The organism is Lysinibacillus sp. G1-3 (genome assembly GCF_056322905.1).
In genome coordinates this window covers 16,901-41,374 of the sequence record NZ_JBWHYQ010000031.1, presented here as the reverse complement: position 1 = coordinate 41,374, position 24,474 = coordinate 16,901, and the positions used below count along the sequence as shown (strand labels likewise).

The window sequence follows — 24,474 nt, the reverse complement described above, 5'->3', positions numbered from 1 at the left end:
ACTCATGATGTTCTCCCGTTCATAAATGGTATGGTTAGTATAACGGGGTTTCCAAACATTGAAAATAGAAAAACCCCGAATAGGTCCACTTTTTTTAAAGTGTCCACTATTCGGGGTTCAGTTCAATGTGTGGAAATACGCCTTTTTATTACTTTTTAGTTACGGTAGGATTTGTTCCTTTTTTTGCAGCGATTACTTTTTTTACAATTGGAATAACGATTGGTGCTAATTTTACGGCGGTTTTGACAACTTTAGATACTTTCAAAAAATAACAGCTCCTTTTAGTACTCTCTGTTCAAGGTTGAAATGAAACTTATCGGATAACGCGAACTGCTTGAATAATATTCCAAATGACAATTCCGATTGAAACAAGAATGTAAATCACAAATGAAACTAACCAAATGATAAGAAAAGAACTACTACCTGAATCTGGTTCAAAAGTGTTGAATGATAAAGTTGAGAAAATAAAGACTGCAAAAAATATTATTCCAAATGCAACTGGGATTAAATGTGATATTAGTGCTCGAAGAGAATGACTCTTTACATCGTTATCTTTTGAAACAAAGTAAACGACTAATGGCACAATAAAGGGTGCAAAAAAGATACTTAGATAACTAAAGGCAGATAAAATTTTTTTGTTCTCCATAGTTGTACCTCCTTTTTAAATATTTACGCATGAAAAACAGTAAAGTTTCAAAAAAATTAATGTGGAAGAGGTTGTAATCGTTACAGTGTTTGCGTACAATGAGGTTGTTAAACTAAATTAAGATGTAACGACCACAAGGGGAGCTGATGATGTCAGCTGAGACTGGGCACGTAATGCCTTAACTCTTTGAACCTGTAAGTTAACGCTTGCGTAGGGATGTGGATAGAAACCGACACTTTTACGATGTGAGGCTCTGTCCTGGCATCGTATTTTTATCTTTATTGATGCTAGATAGGGACATATTTGCCAACTGATTTCTATTCCTGCTCTTGTATCCTACATCGGAACAAAGGAGAGAATAATTATGGACAATAAAAAACTATTAATGCTTGTGGAAATTGCGATATTCGCAGCGATTGGCCTTGTGCTCGATCAGGTTTCCTTTAAAGTATGGGCACAAGGAGGCTCTGTTAGTCTCGTAATGGTGCCAATAATGTTAATAGCATTTCGCTGGGGTCTTATTCCAGGAATGGTAACGGGTTTACTTATTGGTATTATGCAAACAATGTTTGGGGCTTATATTATACATTGGCTTCAAGGAACACTTGATTATGGTGTTGCCTTTACGGTAGTTGGCTTAGCGGCCGTTGTACGTGGACCAGTGCTTGAGGCTGCAAAAGATTTAAACAAAAAGAAAATGGCCCTTTATATTATTTTAGGAACGGTATTAGCGGGCTTTTTACGTTATGCAGCACATACCATTGGGGGCGCTGTATTTTTCGCAGAGTATGCTGGCGATCAAAATGCATGGGTTTATTCAATCATCTATAATGGAACATATATGCTACCAGCAACGATTTTAACAGCGATTGTCGGTGTTCTGTTATTTACAGCAGCACCTCAATTAATGCAACGAAAATCATAATTATTATGCCCTTCACATGAGTGAAGGGTTTTATTTTTAGACTGTTAAAGATTGTTGCTATTAAAACATAAAGACAGATTAAATCAAGAAACTGTGCAGTAATTAAATTGCCCTTCCTAAGCAATTTCTACATAGCTTTCAATTATTCCAAAAATTACTACGTTTAATAATCAACGGTAAAAATAGTTGAAGGATAGTATATTATATAAATCTTTTGCCGATTTTACGAAAGGGAGTGCGTTAATGAATAAAACACTTGAAAATTTACAAAAAGAAATTATGCTTGAAGCAAAAAAAGGTTACCCCATTTTGCTTTCTGGCGCCGTTGTCTTTTTAATTTTCACCCTAATGCCCTTAGTTTTCCCAATAGAAGCTGTACGTTTGATTTGGATCTTTGGCTTAGGTGTCATTTTTCCTATTGGGATGGTCATTAGTAAAATTCTGGGGGTTAATTTACTCTCTACTGACAACCCTTTAGGTACTTTAAGTGGGATAGTAGCAGCTCCTCAAGCTTTTTATATACCTGTATTTATAATTGTGTATATGAAAATACCTGAATACCTGCCCTTCACAATTGGCTTACTAGCAGGCTCTCATTTTCTGCCTTACATATGGATTTATAAAAGCAAAGCTTATTTATTTGTTACTTTAGGAATCTGTCTTTCTGCTCTAATTTTAGGTGGCTTCTTTGTTGGTCAAGCTTTCACCCTAGTACCTTTAGCGATGTCTATTGTTTATGGAATGGGGGTTCTTTTAATTCTAAGAGAACTCAAAGTCAGTCATGTTTAAGCACCTATTGTCAGTTGAATAACAGTAAACCACTGAATCTTTTTAAAAAGCATCTGAATAAAGGTGCTTTTTGTCTTTTCTAATGCTTGAACTGTGAAATAGTTAGATTCAGCCTTTAGGAAAAAAGGGTGAGCGTAGTTAGAAGTGGCTTTAGTTAAAGATTCGGTTAGCGGAAAATAAAAAAGAAGAGTTAAGCGAAGCGTCAGCAAATGTTTTATCTGTGCGAAAGCGTAGCGACAGCAACAATAAAGGGCCCAGCCGGAACGGAAATCAATCTCACATTATGGAGATAAGCCTATTTTCGGCACTTTATAATTTATGATGGCATATAATATTTAAAGCGTTTAGCGTTTTAAGCATAGAAAGTTATGTTATATTAAATAGTAGATATTAGATGAAAGGGACGTTAAAAATGATTGTAAAAACGCAAGAAGAGATTGAAGCCTTTAAAAAAATCGGCCGTATTTGTGCTGAAATTCGTGAAGCAATGAAGGCTGCTACAAAGCCAGGTGTAACAACACTAGAACTAGATGAAATTGCAGGTCGTATGTTTGCTGAGGCCGGAGCAGTTTCTGGACCTAAAGGGGAATATGATTTCCCGGGATACACATGTATTAGTGTTAATGAGGAAGTCGCACATGGTATTCCAGGTGAACGTGTGATTAAAGAGGGAGATATCGTCAATATAGATGTATCTGGTTCATTAAACGGCTATTTTGCTGATACAGGCATTTCATTTGTAGTTGGTGAAGGCTATGAGGATAAAGAAAAGTTGTGTCGCGTAGCCAAAAGTGCTTTTGATCGTGCGATGACAAAAGTAAAAGCTGGATCAAAATTAAACCAAATCGGAAAAGCTGTTGAGCGTGAAGCATATGCTAATGATTTAACAGTGATTATGAACCTAACGGGACATGGTTTAGGTCGTTCTTTACATGATGAGCCAAACCATATTTTGAACTATTATGATGCATGGGATTCTACAATTATGAAAGAAGGCATGGTTCTTGCAGTTGAGCCGTTTATCTCAGCGAAAGCAGAGCATATTGTGGAGTCTGGTGATGGCTGGACATTCGTTACGCCAGACAAATCATTAGTTGCTCAAATCGAGCATTCAATTATCGTTACAAAAGACAAACCAATTATTTTAACTTCACTTGATGAACAATAAAAAAGCTAAAATCCTGCTACCAATTTATTTTTGGTAGGCAGGATTTTTTTTAATAAATAATATACCGACAAGTAGCACTCCACATAAAAACAAGGCTGCCGTTGACACAAGTAGCTCATCAAAACCATTATGTAATACAACCCCTATATAGGACCAGATAAATACACTTGGATAGATAATATCAAAATAATGGAATCGAATATGTAGTGCTATTGCTACCCCAAGTGTCAGTAAAATAACTGCCCACAGTGGATCACTAAGTCCAAAACCATTCCATTGATAAGATGTTAGCGTGAAGCTTACATTTGTCATCAGGCTGAATGTAACCCATGCGAAGTAAATCGAGAAGGGTAAACGACCTGTAAGTGAGTTATTGCTGAGAGGGTACGTTTTGTACAACTTAGATAAATACAGTACTAAAATAAACGTACTGACGATTGACACGATAAATAATTCGTGGTGCCAAACAACAATTGCTAGCGCCTGCATGATACATATGCTACTAAAGAGAACAGTCTGTTTAATAGATGTCTTTTTTAGATTCATGACTAACCAATAACCAAGTAACATGTAAACCACAATCCAAATCACATAACTAACGTTAAAAGGTGCAAATATTACTGGAAAACGATTTGAGATCTCTAAGGAAGATTGACCGTTTATTTTCATGAAATAGGATGAAAAGGTTAGGATAAGTGAGACAACGTAAGTGATTGTCATCAAAAAAAATCGAGGCATGTTTTCCTCTCCCTTCGTGTTAAATTGTATAGGGAAAAGACAAATAAGTATAGGACTGTAACATTATATTTTCATTATAACGGAAATTTCCAACAATGTATCGTGTTGTTTCGCTAAAATTATCTACAATTTACCATTTGAATGGGCATCCATATATTTCTTTAGTACAATGGAAGTATACAAATGTAAGGAGTGAAGTTTTAATGACTCAAAATTTAAATGATCTAGATCTATCAGTTAATCTAGATAAGAAAATGTATAAAAAGAAATTAAAAGTACTCCAGTATGAAATGTTAAATGCTCAACAGTTTTTATTAAACAATAAAATAGGGTTAATTTTAGTATTTGAAGGTATGGATGCTGCTGGTAAGGGGGGCGCTATTAAGCGTCTAATTGAACGTGTTGATCCACGTGGTTATGTCGTACACCCGATTTCAGCGCCTCAGCCTCATGAACTTCGCTACAATTATTTACAACGCTTTTGGAGAAAGTTGCCACAGCATGGACAAATCGCAATTTTTGATCGCTCTTGGTATGGTCGTGTATTAGTTGAGCGTATTGAAGGATTTGCAACAAATGAAGAGTGGTCTCGTGCATATGAAGAAATGAATAATTTTGAAAAGATTTTAACGGCAGGAGATTATATTGTCATTAAGTTTTGGCTTCAAGTATCAGATGAGGAGCAACTTAAACGTTTTAAAGAACGTGAGCAGGATCCGTATAAGTCTTGGAAGCTAACAGATGAAGACTGGCGAAATCGTGAAAAAACGCCACTGTATGTAGAAGCTGCAAATGAAATGTTTGAGAAGACTGATAAGAAAAATGCTCCATGGGTTCTAATACCAGGAGATGATAAAAAGTATGCTCGTGTACAGGTACTGCAAGAAACACTAGCACATATTGAACGTGAAGCAAAAAAACGTGGCCTTCATTTAACGAATGTCTTAGACAAAGCGCATTTAGAAGATGCTGAATCGTCTAGCCTTGAATTGCTAGAAGAGAAGCCTAAAAAACAAAAAGTGAAATAATGTTATTGATGCTGTAACAACAAGACGAGATGTTTTAGTTGTAGCAGCATCTTTTTTTACATACAATAAAGTAAAACTTCAATTCCGTGGGTGTTTACCCACAAATTGGGCTTATTACTAAAAGTTGAGGACGATATTTGTTGCAATTTATACCATATATAAGTTGATCTTCGTTACGACTGGGCGACTTCGTGGGGATCAGCGATAGAGGAACGAAGGTTAAAACCATCACATCCTGTGATAACGCCTTCGTGACCAACGTCAAAGCACCCAGTCGGAACGGAAATCAACCACACGTTATGGTGAAGATTTACAAATTGTTTTTTTACCATTGATAAAATGAATTCAGGCATTAAAAACGTATTGACAATTATCGGAAGGTTAGTGTGGAGAAATGGTGCTTAAAATTTGGAGACTATTGAGGAAAAAGGGTGAAAATGTGGTATCAATTCAGGGGGATAAATGCTACATTCGCACATTTTACGAAAAAGATGCACAAAGTTTAACTGATCTCGTAAGCCGCAATAAATATTTTTGGTCCACATACGAACCGTTACAACGACCTGAATATTATACAATTAATGCTCAATATAAAAAAATACAAGAAAGCTTATACTTAATGGACTCAAAGAGGGAGTTTACTTTCGGTATTTTTGAGCCGGGTACAAATAATCTAATAGGACATATTGCTCTTTATGCAGTAAAACGTTTACCGTATTCCAGTGCATTTGTTGGCTATGCGATGGATGAAATTTATGTGGGGAAAGGGATCGTAACAGAAGCGGTTAATATGGTCGTGCAATTTGCGTTCGAGCAAGTAGGCTTACATCGTGTAGAGGCTTATGTTTCAACACAAAATAATCCTTCTATTCGTGTTTTAGAAAAGTCCGGGTTTCAGCAAGAAGGCCTCTTGAGAAAGCTGCTGTACATTAATGGCCAATGGGTGGATCATTACATGTATGCACGTTTAGAGAACGAATAAAAAGAAGCGTCTAACTTTCAAGTAATGAAGGATAGACGCTTCTTTTTTTTTACTATTGTTTACTACCGTCTATGATTAAGTCAAGGCGACCTGTATTTGGATCAATTACTAATCCGTGAACAGGCACATCTTTCACCATTAACGGGTGATTGCGAATTGTATCTACGCTTTTCTTAACACTTGTTGATACGTCGCCAAAGCCACGTAAAAACTTTTTTAAATCAAGACCTGAATTTTCTACCGTTTTGATAGTTTCAGGGTTAATTCCTCTAGCAACCATTTTACTTAGCATAGCTTCTGGGTCAACTGCGCTCATGCCGCAGTCGTAATGCCCAATAACATACACTTCATCTGCTTGTAGTTCATAAACAGCTACAAGTAAACTACGCATAATTGCACCAAAAGGGTGACTAACTAATGCCCCAGCACTTTTAACGATTTTTACATCACCATTACGTAAATTCATAGCTTTAGGTAACAGCTCTACAAGGCGAGTATCCATACAAGATAACACAACGATGCGTTTATCGGGATACTTTGTTGTAATAAAAGGCTCATATTTTTTTTCTTGAACGAAATCTTCATTAAACTTAAGAATATCTTGTAACATTGTCATGAAAGATTGCTCCCTTCCCTACAGAAATATTTTAGAGCAAAATGATCAATATGCAAATAATAATGACAATATTCACGCAATTTTTTTACGAAAAAAAAGAAGTTTAGTAATCTTTTAGCGAAAAGAAATAATTAAAAAAAATAAAAAACAGCTACGTTATGTAGCTGTTTTTTATAGATAGATTAGAATTTTTCACTTGGTTTTGGATCTACAGTTACTGAAGACTTAGTATCTAAACCAACTTGTAAGTAGTGGATGAAGAATGCCGTAGCAATTAGTAAAACAACCGAAAAACCTAGTACAGTCGTAATGAACATAATGAAAGCTCCTCTCTACTGAAATAATCTACAATAATATCTAAAGTAATTATACAATAGGTTACTAGGAAAATCTAAGGAGAATTTATGACATCCATAAGATACCTAGTCTGGACTAAGATTAGTAGGTATAAAATACTTGAAATACCTAGTTTTTATTACAAAGAAGAACAGATTCTTTTTTACCTTCCCGCAGTATGTTATTTATACTCATTTATCTCAAAACTAATCGTAAAGTCATGTGACAAGCTTTAATTAAACTAATTCTTCAATAGCTCTCACGTTCTCTTCCTCCCTTCCATACGAAAATAATAGGCAGCATTCACAATAACGAATTGATTAGAGGCATTTTCATCAAAAATAATAAACAAGAATGCGAAATAGGTATTTCCGTGTCTATAGATGGTGAAAGAAGTTTTTTGCCCAAGTACAAAGCCGAATCTGTACGCAATTATACCGAGGTATATTTGATTAAATAGAGGAAAAAAATAAATGATTCTTTAGGAGTACTTTAATTGTGAGAGTGAAAAAAAGTATCGTATGATACATCGATAAACAGCTGTTTTACACTATTTTTCTATAAAATTTTAGTAATTATCTGAAGAAGGTTTTGATTATCGGTCGAATAGCTTATATAGTGATATTGATATTTTTAGGTATTTACTCCTCCTTTTGCGACTCATTCAGTATGTTTTAATAATTTTATGTTGAAGGATAATAACAAATTCTTAAGTAATTTAAATAAAGACAATTTAATGTATTATTCTTAATTCTATATAATCAAATATCGTCGAAAAGTGAATAAAAAGTATTTATTACATCGAAAAAAATGTGAAATACATTTATACTATATTAAAATTATGGAAAAAAAGACGAAATAAAGATTAATAGGAGATTTGGAGGTTCTAGAATGGATATATCGTCGATTGTAGGGTTAATACTTGCGCTAGTAGCGCTATTAACAGGAATGGTACTAAAGGGTGTAAGTTTAAGTGCGTTTTATAACCCAGCTGCCATTCTAATTATCATCTTCGGTACAATTTCCGCAGTAACAATTGCCTTCCCAATGAAGGAGTTAAAGCGTGTACCAAAGCTATTTAAAATTCTTTTTAAAGAAACAAAATTAGCAGATGATATTGAGATTATTAAGATGTTTTCACAATGGGCTGATTTAGCTCGCCGTGAAGGTCTATTAGCGCTTGAGAGTAAAGCTTCAGAAATAGAAGACCCATTTTTGAAAAATGGACTTACATTAGCAATTGATGGTCAAAATGCCGACTATATTCGTGACGTCCTAACAGAAGAAGTCGAAGCAATGGAAGAACGTCATGCTAGTGGTTCTGCAATCTTTACACAAGCTGGTACATATGCCCCGACTTTAGGGGTACTTGGTGCGGTAGTAGGTTTAATCGCCGCGTTAGCAGATATGAATGACATAGAAAAGCTAGGACATGCTATTTCAGCTGCTTTTATGGCTACATTACTAGGTATTTTTACAGGTTATGTTTTATGGCATCCATTTGCGAATAAATTAAAACGTAAATCTGCTATCGAAGTTAAACAAAAAAGAATGATGATTGAAGGAATCCTTTCTGTCTTAGAAGGGGAGGCGCCACGTGTTATCGAACAAAAATTATCTTCTTACTTAACAATGGAAGAACGTCGTCAAATTTCTGATGAAAGCGGGGCGGGCGGCCTTGGCAAAGAAAGCTAAGAAAAAAAAGCATGATGAGCATATCGATGAGTCTTGGTTAGTTCCGTATGCAGATATTTTAACGCTGCTATTAGCCGTATTTATCATATTATTTGCATCAAGTTCAGTAGACCAAGAAAAGCTAGAGAGAATGTCAGCTGTGTTTAATCAAGTATTTGATGGTGGTACAGGCTTTTTAGAGCAGCCTGCACCGATAGAAAGTCCAAATGCAGAAAGTGACAAAACACCACAACAAGCGCAAAACTCCGCGTATTTAAAGGATCAGAAGGAGTTAGCTGAAATTAAAGATAGTGTTGATAATTTTATCGCAGTTAATGAGATGGAAGGTCAATTTGCAACAGCAATGACGGATGAGGGGTTACTTGTTACAATTCGTGATACTATTATGTTTGATCCTGGGAAAGCAGCGATTAAACCAGAATATATTCCTATAGCTAAAGAGCTTGCTGGTGTATTAGTATCCGATCCAGCCCGAAACATTGTCATTACAGGACATACAGATAATGTCCCAGTAGGACCGAATTTTTCGTCCAACTTAGAGTTATCATTAATGCGTGCTTCGAATTTCTATATGGTTCTATTGAATAGTAATTCTAAATTGAAATCTGAGAACTTCAGTGCTAAAGGTTATGGTGAAAACCGAGCTATTGCTCCGAATGACACGCCTGAGGGTCGTGCGAAAAACCGTCGTGTAGAAGTGTTAATACAACCTCTTGTAACTGAGGATGGTACTGCTGCAAAACAAGCAAAATAGAAAAAAGCTATTAGTAACAGGCTTTGATGCCGTATTGCTAATAGCTTTTTATTTACAAAATCCTATTTATTTGCGTAAAGCGCCTAATTCAGCAACGATAGCCTGCATTTCGCTCGGACTAAATGTATCACGTTTCATGACCATTTCGTATAAATAAACAAGATCTTCGTAATCAGCTTCATTGAAATTTTCCGATTTCATTGCATCGACATTCACCATACGAAGCTTTTCTTTCATTTGATCAACCATATAAATAACGTTCTCTTTTGACGGTACTGATAAATCCATTATTTAAACCTACCTTTCATAATCCTCGGAAATATCATTTCATTGAATAAAAAAAATGTCAACACTGATTTGGGCATTGCTTTAAAAATAGACTGTTATTGGGTAGAATAAGGGCAGTGATAGTTTAATTATGGTTCATTACCATAACATAGGGTTGCTTTCTGTTCCGACTGGGGACGCTTCGCTTTCGCGCAGAGCAAAGTTTCATGGGGACGTCCAGTCACCACTCCAATCAACTTGTATACAAAATCATCCCTAACTTTTGATGATGAGTCTTAATTGTTCTAAGGAATATACATTTACAAAGCAGGGGGTATTTAATATGGGACGAAGTAAATTATTAGCATCTATCGTAGTTGGTGCTGCAGTTGGTGCTGCATTAAGCATGTTGGACCGTACAACGCGTGAAAAGACAATAGCTACAACAAAACAGATGAAAGAAGCAATCACGTATTATGCAGCCAATCGAGAGGAATTACAAGTGCTAGTTGAGGAAAAAGTATTGGCCGCTAAAGTGCTATGTGAAGGTGTGTCAGAAAATGTAAATGCGATTGCTGAAAAAGTGGATGAATTTAAAGAATTACCTTCCACAATCGAAAGCATGATTAATGATACAAAAGCAGCCTTTGCTTTACCTGATAAAGAATAGTTGTTCGTACAGGAGGAAATTTGTATGAAAAAGAAAAAAGCATCGATACGTACAGCTGTTGGAGTGGTGAAGTCATTTGTTTCACCAGACGAAGACACTGTAAATGTGATGACATCAAGAGGCTTTATGCAAGATTTAATTCTCCGCTTTCAGCGAGTGGAAATATCAGCTCTTGCCGCAGAATTGGCTTATTTCTTTTTACTATCTTTTTTCCCACTATTAATTTTTTTAGTTACATTACTACCGTATTTGAATTTAGAGACGACGCAAGTGTATTCCTTTCTAGTGAATGTTATGCCGGACGAGGTATATAGGCTTATTGAAAATACATTAAATGAAATTTTAACAAGCCGTAATAGTAGTCTATTATCCATCGGGGTACTAGGAACAATTTGGTCTGCTTCTAAAGGGATTAATGCGTTGATTAGAGCCTTGAATAAGGCCTACGATACAGAAAACAGGGGAAGTATATTGGAACGAGGGTTATCCCTTGTTTTCACCATAGCGTTTGTCGTTGTTTTTGCTGTTGCACTACTTTTACCGGTTTTTGGGCAACAAGTGGGGCATTTCTTATTTTCGATTGTTGGCATTGAGGAGCAATTTGAAATTATCTGGCATAGAATGCGCTGGTGGATACCCCCTCTACTTATTTTCATCGTATTAATAGGGGTCTATAGATTTATTCCGAATACAAATCCACGTTTGAAATTAATGAGTGTTTGGCCGGGTGCATTGTTTTCGACGTTGGGCTGGCTGGCAGTTACGTTCGCTTTCTCTTTTTATATAAATAATTTTGCGAATTATTCCGCTACATATGGTAGTATTGGTGGCGTTATTATTTTAATGCTTTGGCTATATTTCACGGGGATTATTGTAATTTCTGGTGGCGTTTTAAATGCGACGATGCAGAAAAAAGCATTGCAAAAAGAACTTGTGATGCAGGAGACTTTAACAAATAGTTAGGAATATTAAAAAGGACAGCCTCGAGATCACGTTTTGTGATACGAGGCTGTTTGTTTTATACGTTTTTATTCAGCATACGTAAGCCGTTTAAAATAACTAAAATGGTGCTTCCTTCATGACCGATTACACCTAGTGGTAAATCGACGACTTGTAAAAAGTTTGAGGCAATTAATAAAACGATAACGCCGATTGAGAAGAAGATGTTTTGTTTAACGATGCGTTGCATTTTACGTGATAAACGTACGGCATAGGCAATTTTTGATAAGTCATTTTTCATTAAAACGACATCGGCTGTTTCTAAAGCAACATCTGTTCCTTCTCCCATAGCAATTCCAGTAGTGGCAGTTGCTAATGCGGGTGCATCATTAATGCCGTCACCGACCATCCCCACAAATTTATGTTCAGAAAGAAGTCGTTTCATCTCAGTCACTTTTGTTTCGGGGAGGCATTCTGCGACGTATTCTGTCACACCTGCTTCCTTGGCAATTACCTTTGCTGTCTTTTCATTGTCGCCCGTCAGCATGACAACATTAATACCTAGTTCTTTTAGTAATGAAACTGCTTTTTTTGCTTCGTTTCGCACGGTATCCTTTAAGGCTGCCAATGCAACGATGCCATCCTTGTCACGAATGAAAATAACCGTTTTTCCTTCTGAAGCGAGTTTTTCTGCTACGCCATTTGCAAATTCATTTGCCTCATCTGTACCAACAAAATCAGGTTTACCAACAAGGTACTCGACCTCATTAACGTAACCTTTAATACCCCAACCTGGGATATCTTTAATAGTGGTCTGAGGAAATTGTGTGATCCCTTCTTTTCTTGCGAATAAAGTAATTGCTTGAGCAAGTGGGTGGTTCGATTGAGCTTCAATTCCCGCAAGGATGGCCATTGCGTTTTTGCGGTCTAATCCTTCGCGAACAATGAAATCAGTAACGGTTGGTTTACCTTGTGTTAAAGTACCTGTTTTATCTACTGCAAGTGCACGCAATGCACCTAGATGCTCTAAGTGTAAGCCTCCTTTGAATAACACACCATTTTTTGCACCATTTGAAATGGCAGCAAGTGTCGCTGGCATAATAGATGCAACAAGTGCGCACGGAGAAGCAACTACTAGGAGTACCATTGCTCGGTAGAATGTTGTCGTCCAGTCCCAACCTAGTACAAAGTGAGGTAGAAACATCATGAGGGCAACGGCAAGTAACACGAATTTCACATACGTACCTTCGAATTTTTCTATAAACTGTTGTGATGGAGATTTTTCACTCTGAGCATTTTGTACAAGTTGGATAATTTTTTGGAATAGTGTTTCAGAATTTGGTTTTGTCATTTCCATCGTAATGGCACCATTTAAGTTCACTGTTCCTGCAAATAACTCGTCGCCTTCCTGTTTTGCTACTGGAAGTGGTTCGCCGCTAATAGCAGATTCATCGATAGAAGACTGCCCTTTAAAGATTACACCGTCTGCTGGTACACGTTCACCTGGCTTAATAAGTAGATGATCACCAATTTGTAGAGTTGATACAGCAACTTTCATTGGTTCAAAACCACCACGAACAAGCCAAGCCTCTTCAGGTTGTAAATTCATGAGTGCAGAAATTTCACGGTGACTTTTGTTCATTGCGTATGTTTCGAGAGCGCCACTCACAGCGAAGATGAAAATAAGAATAGCACCCTCCGTCCAATAACCGATAGCTGCTGAACCAATCGCGGCTAATACCATCAATAGTTCAACGTTAAGCGCCTTATTCTCAATGGTTTCTTCAATACCTTCTTTTGCTTTAGCAAATCCACCGACGCAAAATGCAATAATATATAAAAGAATAGAAGCTGTTGTTTGCCCGCTAGTATCTAATCGCCATGCAAGCAAAATAAACAAACCTGCTATAAGGGCGGCGATTAATTCAGCGTGTTCTTTTGTTTTCTCAATTAAACTAATATTTTCTCGATTAGTGTGTTTCACTTTTATCCCTCCTGATAATGAAAATCAATATCAAAGTCTATGTAAATCAATGATTATAAACTTTTTCTAATTGAAAATAGATTTCAGTTAACATCTTTCTAATTTAGAATTATTATAACAAAAGAATTTGAAAAAAGAAAGTGAGAAATTAGAAGGGATTTTAACTCTTTCAGCAGTCCTAAGCACGAAGCTGATTTTGAACGCATTGTTTATCGGTAGCGAAAGCAAAGCGGCAGTTACAATTATGCTGATGCATAATTAATAGAAAGTGGAATAAAAGTGGCATTAGATTGAGTTTGGGGTGATTGTGAGGCTTTTTGAAATGTTTTTGAACAAGTGAAAAGCACAGATATTCATAGGAATATTCTGTGCTTTTCAAATTTGTGTAGTAAAAATGACTTAATTTCAGAAAGAAATTGCTTCTTTATTAGAATACTCGTTCTGCGTGAAGAGCAAGTTTTTCTAGAGATGATTTATCTACATCTGCGTGTAGTGAGTTACCGTGAGAGTCCATTGTTACAACAGCTGTGAACTTCTCAACGTTTAAGTGCCACATCGCTTCAGGAATACCGAATTCCATTAGGTCAACACCATCAACACCTTTAATGCAGTCTGCGTAGTATTGTGCAGCACCACCGATTGCATTTAAGTAAACGCCACCGTGTTCTTCTAATGCAGCAAGTGTTTTTGGTCCCATACCGCCTTTACCGATTACAGCGCGGATACCGAATTTTTTCATGATGTCACCTTGGTATGGCTCCTCACGAATAGAAGTAGTTGGACCAGCTGCTTTTACTGTCCAGTTACCTTCTCCGTCTTTTGCCATTACAGGGCCACAGTGATAAATAACTTGTCCATTAAGATCAACTGGAGCATCGTGGCTCATTAAATGATGGTGAATTGCGTCACGGCCAGTATACATACGACCAGTAATTGATACAACATCACCAACTTTTAGAGAGCGAATTTGTTCTTCAGAAATAGGAGCAGTAAGTTCCACTACGTTTGTAGTATCTTCTGTTGTTGCTGCAACTTCATCTTCTTTAAATGTAATTTTTTCGCCTTCTTGATAATGCCAGTTAATAATTTCGCCAGTTTGAGGATTGATGTCCACAGCCATACGACGGTATGCCCAGCAGTTATAAGCTACTGATACGTAGAATGAAGCAGGGATACGGTGCATAACACCAATTTTACAACCAAGTAATGTTGCTTCACCACCGAAGCCCATTGTACCGATTCCAAATGTATTTGCAGTTTTCACTACATAGTCTTCTAATTTTGCAAGATCAGCATTTGGATTTGTATCTTCCACATGACGGAATAATTGTTCTTTCGCTAAGTCGTAACCAGAAGAGCGATCGCCACCGATACCTACACCGATGAAACCAGCTGAACAGCCTTGACCTTGAGCTTGGTATACTGAGTGAAGGATACATTTACGGATACCATCTAAATCACGACCAGCGCGGCCAAGACCTTCAATCTCACAAGGTAGACTATACTGAATGTTTTTATTTTCACAGCCGCCACCTTTAAGGATTAATTTAATTGTAATATAGTCTTTTTCCCATTGTTCGAATTTCATAACAGGTAGACCGTCACCTAGGTTATTACCGCTGTTAGCACCTGTTAATGAATCAACCGCATTTGGACGTAATTTTGCATCTGCAGAAGTATCGACAATAGCTTTTTTAATAGCTGCTTTAATTTCTAATTGGTTTACACCAACAGGAGTATAAATTTTGAATGTTGGTAGACCAGTATCTTGACAGATTGGTGATACATTATCTTCTGCCATAATAATATTATTTGAGATTGTGTCTAAGCTCATTGCCGCGCGAGTACCTGAATTCTCAGCTTCTTTAGCTTTCTTAATAGCACGACGTACGTCTTTTGGTAGATTTGTAGACGTTTCAGTAATTAAATCATAAAGACTTTTCTCCAAAGTTTGGATATTCATTTAGTATTGCCCCCCATAAAAATTTGATTATTTCCACGTAATATTATACTCTTTTCAACTAATGAAAAAAAGAGTTCAACTCATTGTGGTAGGAATTAAAGGCCTATTCTCAAAAAGAGGAAATTTATTTGTTAAATTATGTTAATCAATTTATTGTTAAGGTTGTAATAAGATAATTGCAGCCGGGTAATAAATAATACCTTTAAACGACTATAGTAGGAATCGAAGACGTTTTCTCGAGAAGCACTTGATTTATGCACTTATTTGATTATACCTACCGGTGAACAGAAGTTTTTTGCCTAATTCATAAGCTGTAGTTTCATCATAATTAAGATTGTTAAAACGGAACATTTGTTCTATAATTAATTTAAATTTACTTTAGGAGGTAATAGAATGAAGTTACATAATTTACCTGAAGCGTTTGAACAAAATAGGACTGTAATAGAGGATACGATACAGCCGACTGTATTGATTGAAACGGAAGTACGAAAAACTTCTTTATTTGAAAGTAAGTTTGCTGGTGATCCGTATTTTCCACTGTCAATGGAGTATCCGAAAAGTCCAGAAGGGCAACCATTAAAATTACTAGCTCAAATTAATTTTGCAGATGTTCCGAAGCATTTACCAAACTTCCCTAAAGAGGGAATCTTGCAGTTTTATATTGATGGCTACGATGATGTACTAGGGATGGATTTTGACAATGGTCAAAATCATGAGGGCTTCCGCGTTGTTTTCCACGAACATATTGTTAATGATGAGTCACAGTTAGTACAAGACTTCTCGTTTGTTGAAGCGAACGAAGAAGAATTATACTTTCCTGTGGAAAAGGAAATGGCATTGTCCTTTGGAACAGGCTATGAACCATTATCAGCAAATGACTTTAGAAGTGAAAAAACATATGCGAAAATCCTTGCTACTATAGAAGACGATGATCAATTAGTAGACTCATTTTATGAAACATTAAATAGTACAGGTCATAAAATCGGAGGATACCCATTCTTTACCCAAGAAGATCCAAGAGCTTATGGTGACTATACAGATTCAACAATTTTGTTGCTTCAAATTGACAGTGTAGGTGATCATATTCTGTGGGGGGATGTCGGAGTCGGCAACTTTTTCATCACAGAGGATGAGCTAAAACGTAAAGATTTTAGTAAAGTTCTATATAATTGGGATTGTTATTAATTTAAATAAAAAGCAAGTGGATGCGTTTCCACTTGCTTTTTATCTTCATTTTATTCTAGGTAGTGAGATGGATGTTGATAGGATCCTTTTTATAACCTACTGAAATAGAAGAACTCAGAATAAGAACGCCACGTCCTGTGGCAACGATTGAGTGACCAATATGGCCTAAAGTCTCCGGACGTAATGTTTATCTGTAGCGAAAGCAAAGCGGCAGCTACAATTCAGCCAAGGAGAAATTAATTAGTATTTATTGTTCACGAGCATTAAATTGCTCCATTTTGTCCTCTAAATCATCCATCATTTGAATTAAACGATCAATATCCTCTAATTCAGTTGTTTCAGGATCTATAGCATCTAAAACTTCTAAAAACATTTCAAGACGCTCTTTTAAGTAATTCATTTGTTGTTTTTTATCAGTGATTGGATTTGACATACATACACCTCATTTCGTCCCCTCCATCTTAGCTGATTTGGGACTAAAATTCAATGTTTAGGTAAACACCTAGGACTTAGCGATTATTTTAAAAAAATAATAGACAGAATATTTACAATATTGAAGGCGTGTGTTAAATTAATATTAAGAAAAAGCAAAGGAGCTGATTTAAAAAATCTAAAAAGACTCTAACTCGAAAAGGAGGGAGTTTAAACAAGTACTCGGCCAATATAAAAGCCGAAATTCGTGTTTATACAATTAAATGGAGATAAGTGTTAGTTAGGCCTTAGCGTAAAATCACATGTGGTGAGCGCTAAGGCTTTTTGGTATGCTGTTCTTTGGAAGAATGATTGGATGTTGGAGGAAAAGATGACGTACTTCTCAGATTACAGCAAAAAAAGATTTGCCATTCTAGTGTTGATTGTATCTATTTCAGGCTTTTCACAAGGGATGCTTTTACCGCTAATTTCAATTATTTTCGAACGTGATGGGGTATCCTCCGCGTTGAACGGATTGAATGCAACAGGTCTATACATAGGAACTTTATTAATCTCACCATTTATCGAGCAGCCATTACGAAAATGGGGCTATAAACCGATTATATTAATTGGCGGTGCATTTGTGTTTGTTTCACTGCTAATATTTCCTTTATGGAAAAGCGTGACTTTTTGGTTTGTACTGCGCTTACTCATTGGAGTAGGAGACCATGCATTACACTTTGCGACACAAACGTGGATTACAAGCACCACAGATCATAAAAGCTTAGGAAAGGGTATGGCCATTTACGGCCTGTCCTTTAGTACAGGCTTCGCAGTTGGACCTTTAATGGTGAAACTTATACAAGTTGCAGAAGCATTACCGTTTATTGTGTCCTCTGCTTTGTGTTTATTTGCATGGGCTTTTGTATTCCTTTTACAAAATGAAAAACCAGAGCGTTTAACGGGAGACTTACATGCAAGAGGCTGGCATCGTTATAAAATAGCCATTGCATTTGGATGGATTGCATTTTTAGGGCCATTCGCTTATGGATTTTTAGAATCTGCTTTAAATGCTTTGTTCCCGGTTTATGCTTTACGTAAAGATTTTGACGTGAATATGATTCCTATTATGTTATCAGTCTTTACATTTGGCGGAATATTAACGCAGGTGCCGCTTGGTGCAGTAGCGGATAAAATAGGACGACGTTATGTCCTGATGATTGGCTCATTTGGAGGGGCTATTATTTTTGGGGTTGCCAGTTTTTTAGAGCATTCTCAAATGGCAGTAGCCGTAGCATTCTTCTTTACAGGTACATTAGTCGGTTCGATGTTTTCATTAGGTATTACCTATATGGCAGATTTAACACCAAAAGAGCTACTGCCAACAGGAAATCTGCTTTGTGGCATTGCCCTTAGTATCGGTAGCTTAACAGGGCCATTTTTAGGGGGCATTTATTTAGAATATGTAAATTACAGCTTCCTTTTATTAGTAGCGATGCTTTTGCTAATGATAGCTATTGTTTTGTTAGTATTTGGACGAAATAAAAATAAGCGAATGGTCTCGATGTAATATCTTTTGGAAATCATCCTTGAAGCGGAAAGAAGAGAGTCGGTTAAAAAGTTCGGGTAGAGGAAGTAAAAGCTCGAGTAAATTGCTAGCTTGTAAGCTTTTACGCTATGTATAATTTTGGGCAAAATAAAAGAGCGGGGCTCATCTTCCCGCTCATAAAACAAAAAACGCCCAGCAAATCCGTGCTGTTATGGCGTTCTTTGCGTGACAAGGATGTTCCGTCCAAGTCACATAGGTTTGGCACCTAGAATGATATTATACAGACAAGCAAACATAAAATCAAATAAAATTTGCAGACAAGTAATATTTGGACTTTGTATTTTTATCTCTATATAATAGAAGAACACTAGCTAAGATGACTAATTATATGAGGAGATTAAATTATGACTGGATATAAAAAAATATCAATTCACCGTGCATTAACAGAATTAAAGATGCTAAATCATCGCATCGAAGCAGCAACGAATGAGGTTAGTTCAGTGTTAGCTAATCGTAAAAGCAATAGCAAAATTAATGGTGTAGAGATTCAAGAATATGAAAAGCAAATGCAAGCCTCATACGATAAAGTAGTTAGCTTAATTTACTATCGCAACCGAATTAAGGCATTAGTTGTAGAGTCCAATGCTATAACAAAAGTAATAGTAGGAAAAGAAGGAATGACTGTAGCGGAAGCAATTGAACGGAAACAGTCCATTCAATATGAAAAGGAACTGTTAGAAGTCATGGAACAGCAATATCGTTCAGCGATAAATATGGTTGCTAAAGAAAATGATGCGTTGCCAGCGAAGCTAGAAACGTATTTAGTTAATATATTAGGGAATAAAGATAAACAATCTCCTGAGGAAGTTAAATTACATACGGACACATTTATGAAAAGAAACGAGTTCGAATTAATAGATCCGATGAATATTAAAAAGAAAATGGAAGCATTAAATAGTCGAATTGAAGAATTCGAATCAGAGGTCGACGCTGTATTATCGGAATCAAACGCAACGACATTTATTGAAGTGCAAGCCTAACTAAATTTGCATGGCCTAGCGAAAATGGAAAACGAAAAGTCGCTCGCGCTTCAAGACATGTGTGCGAGTTAAAACCTGAAACATGTCTTACTCAAAGGATACTTTAATTAATCTGAGTTGAAAGCTCAAAGGTTAAAGGTAAAAGTCCAAAGTTTACGTGTCAAAGTTCTTTCGTATTAAAGCTAAAAACTTAAAGTATAAAAATCTTTTAAATCCTGGGCAACTGGTTAAGGTGTCGATTTTTCTGGACCATCCATCATCCACCAGGCAGCTGGAGCTGTGCAATACATAGAAAAATAAACAATGTGGGCGTCTCTTATTTTAGGGGACGCCTGTTTTGTTTCTAGAGGGACTCAGGGGTTTACATATGAAATGAATGGGGAAATTAAAACGATTAAAAAAAGACGCCTAGAGTATTCTCAAGACGTCCTTCTTCATTATTATTTATTCTTCAACACGAGCTTTGCAACACATTCTACCTGTGCCGTCTGTGCAAACATATCCACTGGCTGAATGTACTCTACATCATAAAACTTCGATAATTCATTTAAATCCTTCGCTAATGTTGAAGGATTACAAGACGTATAGACAAAGCGCTTCGGTTTTAGCTTCAACACCGTGCGGATAAAATCTGGTGCTAGACCTGTACGTGGTGGATCAACTGTAATAACATCTGGTGTAAATCCTTCTTTGCGCCATTTTGCTAAAACACTTTCTGCTGTGCCGACTGCGTATTTTGTATGCTTGAAGCCATGGTTTCGGGCATTTTTACGTGCATCCTGAATGCTTTCTGGAATAACATCCATCCCACGAACTTCTTTCGCTTTGTCAGCTAGCCATAAACCGATTGTTCCAACACCGCAGTAAGCATCTACAACTGTTTCTTTGCCTGTTAATGCTGCTGCTTTTTTGATTTCATCATAGAGATGAACAGTTTGTGTTGGATTCAATTGGAAAAAGGCACGAGCTGATAAATCAAAGGCTAATTCACCAAGCTCCTCGTGAATCGTTTCCTTACCATCGAGGACAATCGTTTCGTCGCCAAAAATTAATGATGTTTTCTCACGATTAATATTTTGAGCGATCGATACGATGCTTGGGTCGATTTTTTTTATACGTGCAATGAGCTCGGCTTGATGTGGAATTTCCTTACGTGTTGTGACAAGCACGACTTGCGTTTCACCCGTACGAATCCCTGTACGTACAACAATTGTACGCACTAAGCCATCAAGCGTACGACCATCGTAAATAGTAATATTCAGTTTTTGTAAAATTTTCCGTGTTGCCACCGTGATTTTTGATGTAATCGGATGTTGCACTAGGCAATCATTGATGTTCAGTAACTTGTTGCTACCTTCTGCAAATAGCCCTGCATAGACACGTTTACCCTCTTTACGTACTTGATATTGACTTTTGTTTCGATAATTCCATGGATTATCCATCCCTAGAGTTTTACGAACTTCAACTGAAGTTGCTAATGGTTTAGCATAACGTTCTAATGCTTGAACGACGATATCACGTTTTTCAATTAGCTGTTTTTCATATGTCATATGTTGAAGCTGACAGCCGCCACATTCGTTGTAAACTGGGCATGGTGCTTCTTGGCGATGTTTTGAAGCTTTGCGAATCGTTACTACTTCTGCTTCTGCAAAATTTCGCTGTGTTTTAGTCACTTGTGCTGTAATTTCTTCACCAGGAATGGCACCCTTTACAAATACGACATTACGCTTATAAAAGCCTACGCCTTCACCATTAATACCTAGTCTTTTTATTATTAGAGGAAATTTTTGTCCTACTTCCATTGTTGTTTGTTGCGTCAAGCGTTCCACGTCCCTGTTCTTTTAATATCATCTCCCCATTATAACTAAGGAGTAGACGATTGCAAAGCGACAGGGAAATCTTCATGTTCTAAAACTAAATCGTTAAGGGATAAAAATGTATAGCCTTGTTTTTTCGCATCGGCAATAAACCTAGGAAGAGCTTCAGCGTTATCCTGCGCAACAGTATGCATTAATATTACTGCACCAGGATGAAGCTGTTCCATTAATGCATTATACGCATAATCTGCGCCACGTCGTACATCCCGTTCCCAATCTTTAAAGGCAACAGACCAGAAAATATGACGATAACCTTCAGCATTTCCTACTTCTAATAATTTCGCATTAAATGTACCTTCAGGCGGGCGAGCATATGTTGTACGTTCAATACCTGTCAATTCACGTAGTTTATCGTCAAGCTTTTTCCATTCTTTGCGCATACCATCGGGCGTTAGTCTCGCCATATTTGGGTGCCCATATGAATGGTTGCCGATCATATGACCATCTTTAACCATGCGTTTTACTAAATCAGGGGCACTTTCTAAATAATGACCAGTTAAAAAGAAGGTAGCTGGTGCGTTTTCTTTCTTTAACGTATCCAAAATGCTTTCCGTAAACCCATTTTCATATCCGTTATCAAAAGTTAAATAAGCAACTTTATTATCAGGCTTTCCTTTATAAATGGCGTCATATTTCTCAACTATCTGATCAAGCTGTGCTCCAGCCTCTGCTTGTTCACCGTTCTTCGCTCGCTTAAAGCCCCAATTGTATTCATCAGATCCAGAGGCCGAAAATGGATTAAAGCTAATTGCCGCGGCAATAATAAAAGTAGCAATTACCGATCCCACTATATGCTGTTTCCACATAAAAACGCATCCTTTCTTTTTTTTAGAATGTGTTATTTGTAAAAAAATTATCCTACTTGATTTCATTAAAAAAAGTCCCTTTTAAATGGAGAAATTTAACTTTTTTCAGCAAATGTTTTTTGTACCGAAAGCGTAGCGACAGGTACAGAAGTCTCCCACTTTTATAGACAGTGAGATGAATGCAGATTTAAGCTGCTTTTCCGCGGGTGTCCAAACATTCGTGGAAGAGAAATGAATACCCGCGAGAAGCGAGGCGAATACCCGCGGAAGCGGAGAGAATACCCGCGGAAGAGAAGAGAATACCCGCGAAAGGAGAGAATACCCGCGGAAGAGGAGAGAATACCCGCGGAAGAGAAGTGAATACCCGCGGAAGAGAAGCGAATACCCGCGAAAGGAGAGAATACCCGCGGAAGAGAAGCGAATACCCGCGGAAGAGGAGAGAATACCCGCGGAAGAGAAGCGAATACCCGCGGAAGAGGAGAGAATACCCGCGAAAGGAGAGAATACCCGCGAAAGGAGAGAATACCCGCGGAAGAGGAGAGAATACCCGCGGAAGAGAAGAGGATACCCGAAGAAAAGAAGTAAATCCCGCGAATCGAACGCAAACCGCAAACCGAGAAAATACCTCAAAAGCAATACTTACGAAAAATGTTATAATGGTTATAGTGAGGTGTTACGAATGCGTGTTATTACGAAGATTGCACGTCAAAAAAACAATCCAGAACGTTATAATATATATTTGAACGAAGAATATGCTTTTCCTGTAGATGAGGCAATTCTCATTCAATTTGGGTTAACAAAGGGCAAAGTGCTTGAGGAATTTGATATTCAGGAAATTGCCTACGAGGATGAGATTCGAAAAGCTTTTAATAAAGGGTTAAATTTTTTATCTTATCAAATGCGCAGTGAGCATGAGGTTAAGAAAAAGCTGCTCTCGTTAGAATTTGGGGAAGCGGTTATTTTAGAGGCTATACAAAAGCTTAAATCGTATGGCTTTTTAAATGATGAAACTTACTCCAAGGCGTTGCTTGATACGAAAAAGGCTACGATGAAAAAGGGACCCAAAGCAATTAGGCAGGACCTTATGAAAAAAGGGATTGATAAAAGCTTACAGGATGAGGTATTGGCTACATATAGTCATGGGGAGCAGGTAAAGCTTGCGACGCAATTGGCTGAAAAGGTCATTCGATCGGAAAAAAAGAAAACGCCAACTCAAATAAAAGCTAAAATTCAAGATTTTTTAATGAGAAAAGGTTATTCTTTTAGTGTTGTTGATGAGGTGCTTAGTCAAATAGAGATTGAGCAAGAGGAAGATGAATGGCAACAGCTACTTGATGTACAAGGCGAAAAAGTTTGGAAAAAGTATTCATCAAAGTATACTGGTTTTGAATTGAAAATGAAAATAAAGCAGGCGCTCTATCAAAAGGGGTTTCCTATAGAAGTTATAGATCGTTTTATAGAAGAGAAGGAGAATGAGGAATGAACGAAAAAAATTATGCTGCGATGTCAGAGCATGAACTACGTGAAGAAATAGCTAGAATAAAGGAAAAAGCACGTAAGGCGGAACAGCTAGGCATCATTAATGAATTCGCTGTATACGAGCGCAAGGCTTTAATGGCTGCAGCTTATTTAGTGGATTTAGATACAATAATTCCTGGAGAAATGTATCGTATTGACGGTTCTGAAAATGAATTTTTCCAAGTGGATTATTTAAAAGGACGTTTCGCATGGGGCCATCGCTTAGGGGGCGAAAAATACCAAGAGGCTTTACCTGTTTCAATGCTATCTCCTGTAAAGGTGGGCAAATAAATGGATGAAAAAATTGAAAAGCTAACAGCTGAGTTACTTGCAAAAAATCCGGAAATGTCAGTAGGTCGTGCACGAGTATGGATTGAGCTTTTATGGAGTGATTTCGAATCGACTTCTGCGAAAGCTGGTTACGCTTATCGTGGTACGGAATACACTGAAAATTTGGTGCGTCAATTAATTGCCAGCTATGGTGATAAACTGCATGCATTTGCGGGACGTAACCCCAAATACGCACATTTACTTGATGCTAGTGATGATATGGTACAATAACAAAACCCTGGCCAAATTTGGCCAGGG

The 24,474-nt window shown here is 37.1% G+C and carries 27 protein-coding genes and 1 riboswitch; of the genes, 17 read left to right on the top strand and 10 right to left on the bottom strand.

Annotation, left to right across the window (positions count from 1 at the left end; genetic code table 11):
* Window positions 1-313 precede the first annotated feature (313 nt).
* Window positions 314-646, bottom strand: coding sequence for a magnetosome magnetite crystal formation protein family (locus ACVYAD_RS23970; RefSeq protein ID WP_349661075.1), 333 nt, complete (start codon window positions 644-646; stop codon window positions 314-316).
* A 126-nt stretch (window positions 647-772) separates the two neighbouring features.
* Window positions 773-880: riboswitch (TPP riboswitch) on the top strand.
* Window positions 881-1,010: 130 nt separating this feature from the next.
* Between ACVYAD_RS23970 and thiT the strand changes: the two genes are divergently transcribed.
* The 3 genes from thiT (at window position 1,011) to map (ending at window position 3,528) form a co-directional block, all read left to right on the top strand.
* Window positions 1,011-1,571, top strand: a complete 561-nt coding sequence (thiT, locus tag ACVYAD_RS23965; RefSeq protein WP_349661076.1) for an energy-coupled thiamine transporter ThiT — start codon at window positions 1,011-1,013, stop codon at window positions 1,569-1,571.
* Between the two features lie 243 nt (window positions 1,572-1,814).
* A complete protein-coding gene (locus ACVYAD_RS23960) occupies window positions 1,815-2,360 on the top strand; it encodes a DUF7010 family protein (protein WP_476428168.1) in 546 nt (181 codons plus the stop codon).
* Window positions 2,361-2,772: 412 nt separating this feature from the next.
* Window positions 2,773-3,528: a type I methionyl aminopeptidase gene (gene map / locus ACVYAD_RS23955; RefSeq protein WP_079562706.1), complete on the top strand. Its 756-nt coding sequence runs from the start codon at window positions 2,773-2,775 to the stop codon at window positions 3,526-3,528.
* 24 nt (window positions 3,529-3,552) lie between these two features.
* Here the strand turns inward: map and ACVYAD_RS23950 are convergent, their stop codons facing one another.
* Window positions 3,553-4,266 (bottom strand): hypothetical protein, encoded by a 714-nt coding sequence (locus tag ACVYAD_RS23950; RefSeq protein ID WP_349661078.1) that lies wholly within the window; start codon window positions 4,264-4,266, stop codon window positions 3,553-3,555.
* A 203-nt stretch (window positions 4,267-4,469) separates the two neighbouring features.
* Here ACVYAD_RS23950 and ACVYAD_RS23945 point away from each other — a divergent pair, with 203 nt between their 5' ends.
* Both ACVYAD_RS23945 and ACVYAD_RS23940 read left to right on the top strand, forming a co-directional pair.
* Entirely contained in the window at window positions 4,470-5,294 is an 825-nt protein-coding gene (locus ACVYAD_RS23945) for a polyphosphate kinase 2 family protein (RefSeq protein WP_349661079.1), read from the top strand.
* Between the two features lie 394 nt (window positions 5,295-5,688).
* Window positions 5,689-6,276, top strand: a complete 588-nt coding sequence (locus tag ACVYAD_RS23940) for a GNAT family N-acetyltransferase (protein WP_349661080.1) — start codon at window positions 5,689-5,691, stop codon at window positions 6,274-6,276.
* Window positions 6,277-6,328: 52 nt separating this feature from the next.
* Here ACVYAD_RS23940 and ACVYAD_RS23935 read toward each other — a convergent pair whose 3' ends face one another.
* Entirely contained in the window at window positions 6,329-6,892 is a 564-nt protein-coding gene (locus tag ACVYAD_RS23935; RefSeq protein ID WP_349661081.1) for a beta-class carbonic anhydrase, read from the bottom strand.
* Window positions 6,893-7,074: 182 nt separating this feature from the next.
* The gene (locus ACVYAD_RS23930) at window positions 7,075-7,209 is read right to left on the bottom strand and encodes a hypothetical protein (protein ID WP_276569504.1); all 135 of its coding nucleotides are present in this window, start codon (window positions 7,207-7,209) and stop codon (window positions 7,075-7,077) included.
* 910 nt (window positions 7,210-8,119) lie between these two features.
* Here ACVYAD_RS23930 and motA point away from each other — a divergent pair.
* Window positions 8,120-8,923, top strand: a complete 804-nt coding sequence (motA, locus tag ACVYAD_RS23925) for a flagellar motor stator protein MotA (RefSeq protein WP_079562711.1) — start codon at window positions 8,120-8,122, stop codon at window positions 8,921-8,923.
* Window positions 8,907-9,677, top strand: a complete 771-nt coding sequence (gene motB / locus ACVYAD_RS23920) for a flagellar motor protein MotB (protein ID WP_349661082.1) — start codon at window positions 8,907-8,909, stop codon at window positions 9,675-9,677. The genes motA and motB overlap by 17 nt, the downstream gene beginning before the upstream one ends.
* A 66-nt stretch (window positions 9,678-9,743) precedes the next feature.
* On the opposite strand, the gene ACVYAD_RS23915 is transcribed toward motB, so the two are convergent.
* Complete coding sequence (locus ACVYAD_RS23915; protein WP_079562713.1) at window positions 9,744-9,965, bottom strand: DUF1128 domain-containing protein; 222 nt, start codon at window positions 9,963-9,965, stop codon at window positions 9,744-9,746.
* 322 nt (window positions 9,966-10,287) lie between these two features.
* On the opposite strand from ACVYAD_RS23915, the gene ACVYAD_RS23910 reads away from it, so the two are divergent.
* Together ACVYAD_RS23910 and ACVYAD_RS23905 are read left to right on the top strand one after the other, a co-directional pair.
* Complete coding sequence (locus ACVYAD_RS23910) at window positions 10,288-10,614, top strand: YtxH domain-containing protein (RefSeq protein ID WP_197143553.1); 327 nt, start codon at window positions 10,288-10,290, stop codon at window positions 10,612-10,614.
* A 24-nt stretch (window positions 10,615-10,638) separates the two neighbouring features.
* A complete protein-coding gene (locus tag ACVYAD_RS23905) occupies window positions 10,639-11,577 on the top strand; it encodes a YihY/virulence factor BrkB family protein (protein WP_197143552.1) in 939 nt (312 codons plus the stop codon).
* A gap of 55 nt (window positions 11,578-11,632) precedes the next feature.
* On the opposite strand, the gene ACVYAD_RS23900 is transcribed toward ACVYAD_RS23905, so the two are convergent.
* Together ACVYAD_RS23900 and ACVYAD_RS23895 are read right to left on the bottom strand one after the other, a co-directional pair.
* Window positions 11,633-13,537 (bottom strand): heavy metal translocating P-type ATPase, encoded by a 1,905-nt coding sequence (locus tag ACVYAD_RS23900; RefSeq protein WP_476428167.1) that lies wholly within the window; start codon window positions 13,535-13,537, stop codon window positions 11,633-11,635.
* 427 nt (window positions 13,538-13,964) lie between these two features.
* Entirely contained in the window at window positions 13,965-15,500 is a 1,536-nt protein-coding gene (locus tag ACVYAD_RS23895) for a fumarate hydratase (RefSeq protein ID WP_349661085.1), read from the bottom strand.
* Between the two features lie 393 nt (window positions 15,501-15,893).
* Between ACVYAD_RS23895 and ACVYAD_RS23890 the strand changes: the two genes are divergently transcribed.
* A complete protein-coding gene (locus ACVYAD_RS23890; RefSeq protein WP_349661086.1) occupies window positions 15,894-16,685 on the top strand; it encodes a YwqG family protein in 792 nt (263 codons plus the stop codon).
* 247 nt (window positions 16,686-16,932) lie between these two features.
* Here the strand turns inward: ACVYAD_RS23890 and ACVYAD_RS23885 are convergent, their stop codons facing one another.
* The gene (locus ACVYAD_RS23885) at window positions 16,933-17,118 is read right to left on the bottom strand and encodes an SE1561 family protein (RefSeq protein WP_049668848.1); all 186 of its coding nucleotides are present in this window, start codon (window positions 17,116-17,118) and stop codon (window positions 16,933-16,935) included.
* A gap of 369 nt (window positions 17,119-17,487) precedes the next feature.
* Here ACVYAD_RS23885 and ACVYAD_RS23880 point away from each other — a divergent pair, with 369 nt between their 5' ends.
* Together ACVYAD_RS23880 and ACVYAD_RS23875 are read left to right on the top strand one after the other, a co-directional pair.
* Complete coding sequence (locus tag ACVYAD_RS23880; RefSeq protein ID WP_476428166.1) at window positions 17,488-18,666, top strand: MFS transporter; 1,179 nt, start codon at window positions 17,488-17,490, stop codon at window positions 18,664-18,666.
* A gap of 383 nt (window positions 18,667-19,049) precedes the next feature.
* Entirely contained in the window at window positions 19,050-19,685 is a 636-nt protein-coding gene (locus ACVYAD_RS23875; protein WP_476428165.1) for a hypothetical protein, read from the top strand.
* A gap of 440 nt (window positions 19,686-20,125) precedes the next feature.
* On the opposite strand, the gene rlmD is transcribed toward ACVYAD_RS23875, so the two are convergent.
* Together rlmD and ACVYAD_RS23865 are read right to left on the bottom strand one after the other, a co-directional pair.
* Window positions 20,126-21,505 (bottom strand): 23S rRNA (uracil(1939)-C(5))-methyltransferase RlmD, encoded by a 1,380-nt coding sequence (gene rlmD / locus ACVYAD_RS23870; protein ID WP_476428164.1) that lies wholly within the window; start codon window positions 21,503-21,505, stop codon window positions 20,126-20,128.
* Between the two features lie 44 nt (window positions 21,506-21,549).
* Window positions 21,550-22,368 (bottom strand): polysaccharide deacetylase family protein, encoded by an 819-nt coding sequence (locus tag ACVYAD_RS23865; RefSeq protein WP_349661090.1) that lies wholly within the window; start codon window positions 22,366-22,368, stop codon window positions 21,550-21,552.
* A gap of 231 nt (window positions 22,369-22,599) precedes the next feature.
* Between ACVYAD_RS23865 and ACVYAD_RS23860 the strand changes: the two genes are divergently transcribed.
* Genes ACVYAD_RS23860 through ACVYAD_RS23840 form a run of 5 tightly spaced genes read left to right on the top strand, consistent with a single transcriptional unit; the run spans window position 22,600 to window position 24,447 of the window.
* Complete coding sequence (locus ACVYAD_RS23860) at window positions 22,600-22,728, top strand: hypothetical protein (protein WP_476428163.1); 129 nt, start codon at window positions 22,600-22,602, stop codon at window positions 22,726-22,728.
* Window positions 22,725-23,111, top strand: coding sequence for a hypothetical protein (locus ACVYAD_RS23855; RefSeq protein WP_476428162.1), 387 nt, complete (start codon window positions 22,725-22,727; stop codon window positions 23,109-23,111). Before ACVYAD_RS23860 ends, ACVYAD_RS23855 begins: the two co-directional genes overlap by 4 nt.
* Window positions 23,048-23,851: a recombination regulator RecX gene (gene recX, locus ACVYAD_RS23850; protein WP_349661092.1), complete on the top strand. Its 804-nt coding sequence runs from the start codon at window positions 23,048-23,050 to the stop codon at window positions 23,849-23,851. Before ACVYAD_RS23855 ends, recX begins: the two co-directional genes overlap by 64 nt.
* Window positions 23,848-24,177 (top strand): YfhH family protein, encoded by a 330-nt coding sequence (locus ACVYAD_RS23845; protein WP_079562722.1) that lies wholly within the window; start codon window positions 23,848-23,850, stop codon window positions 24,175-24,177. The genes recX and ACVYAD_RS23845 overlap by 4 nt, the downstream gene beginning before the upstream one ends.
* Window positions 24,178-24,447 carry a YfhJ family protein gene (locus tag ACVYAD_RS23840; protein WP_079562723.1) on the top strand — a complete coding sequence of 90 codons (270 nt, stop codon included), beginning with the start codon at window positions 24,178-24,180 and terminating at the stop codon, window positions 24,445-24,447.
* Window positions 24,448-24,474: the final 27 nt, after the last annotated feature.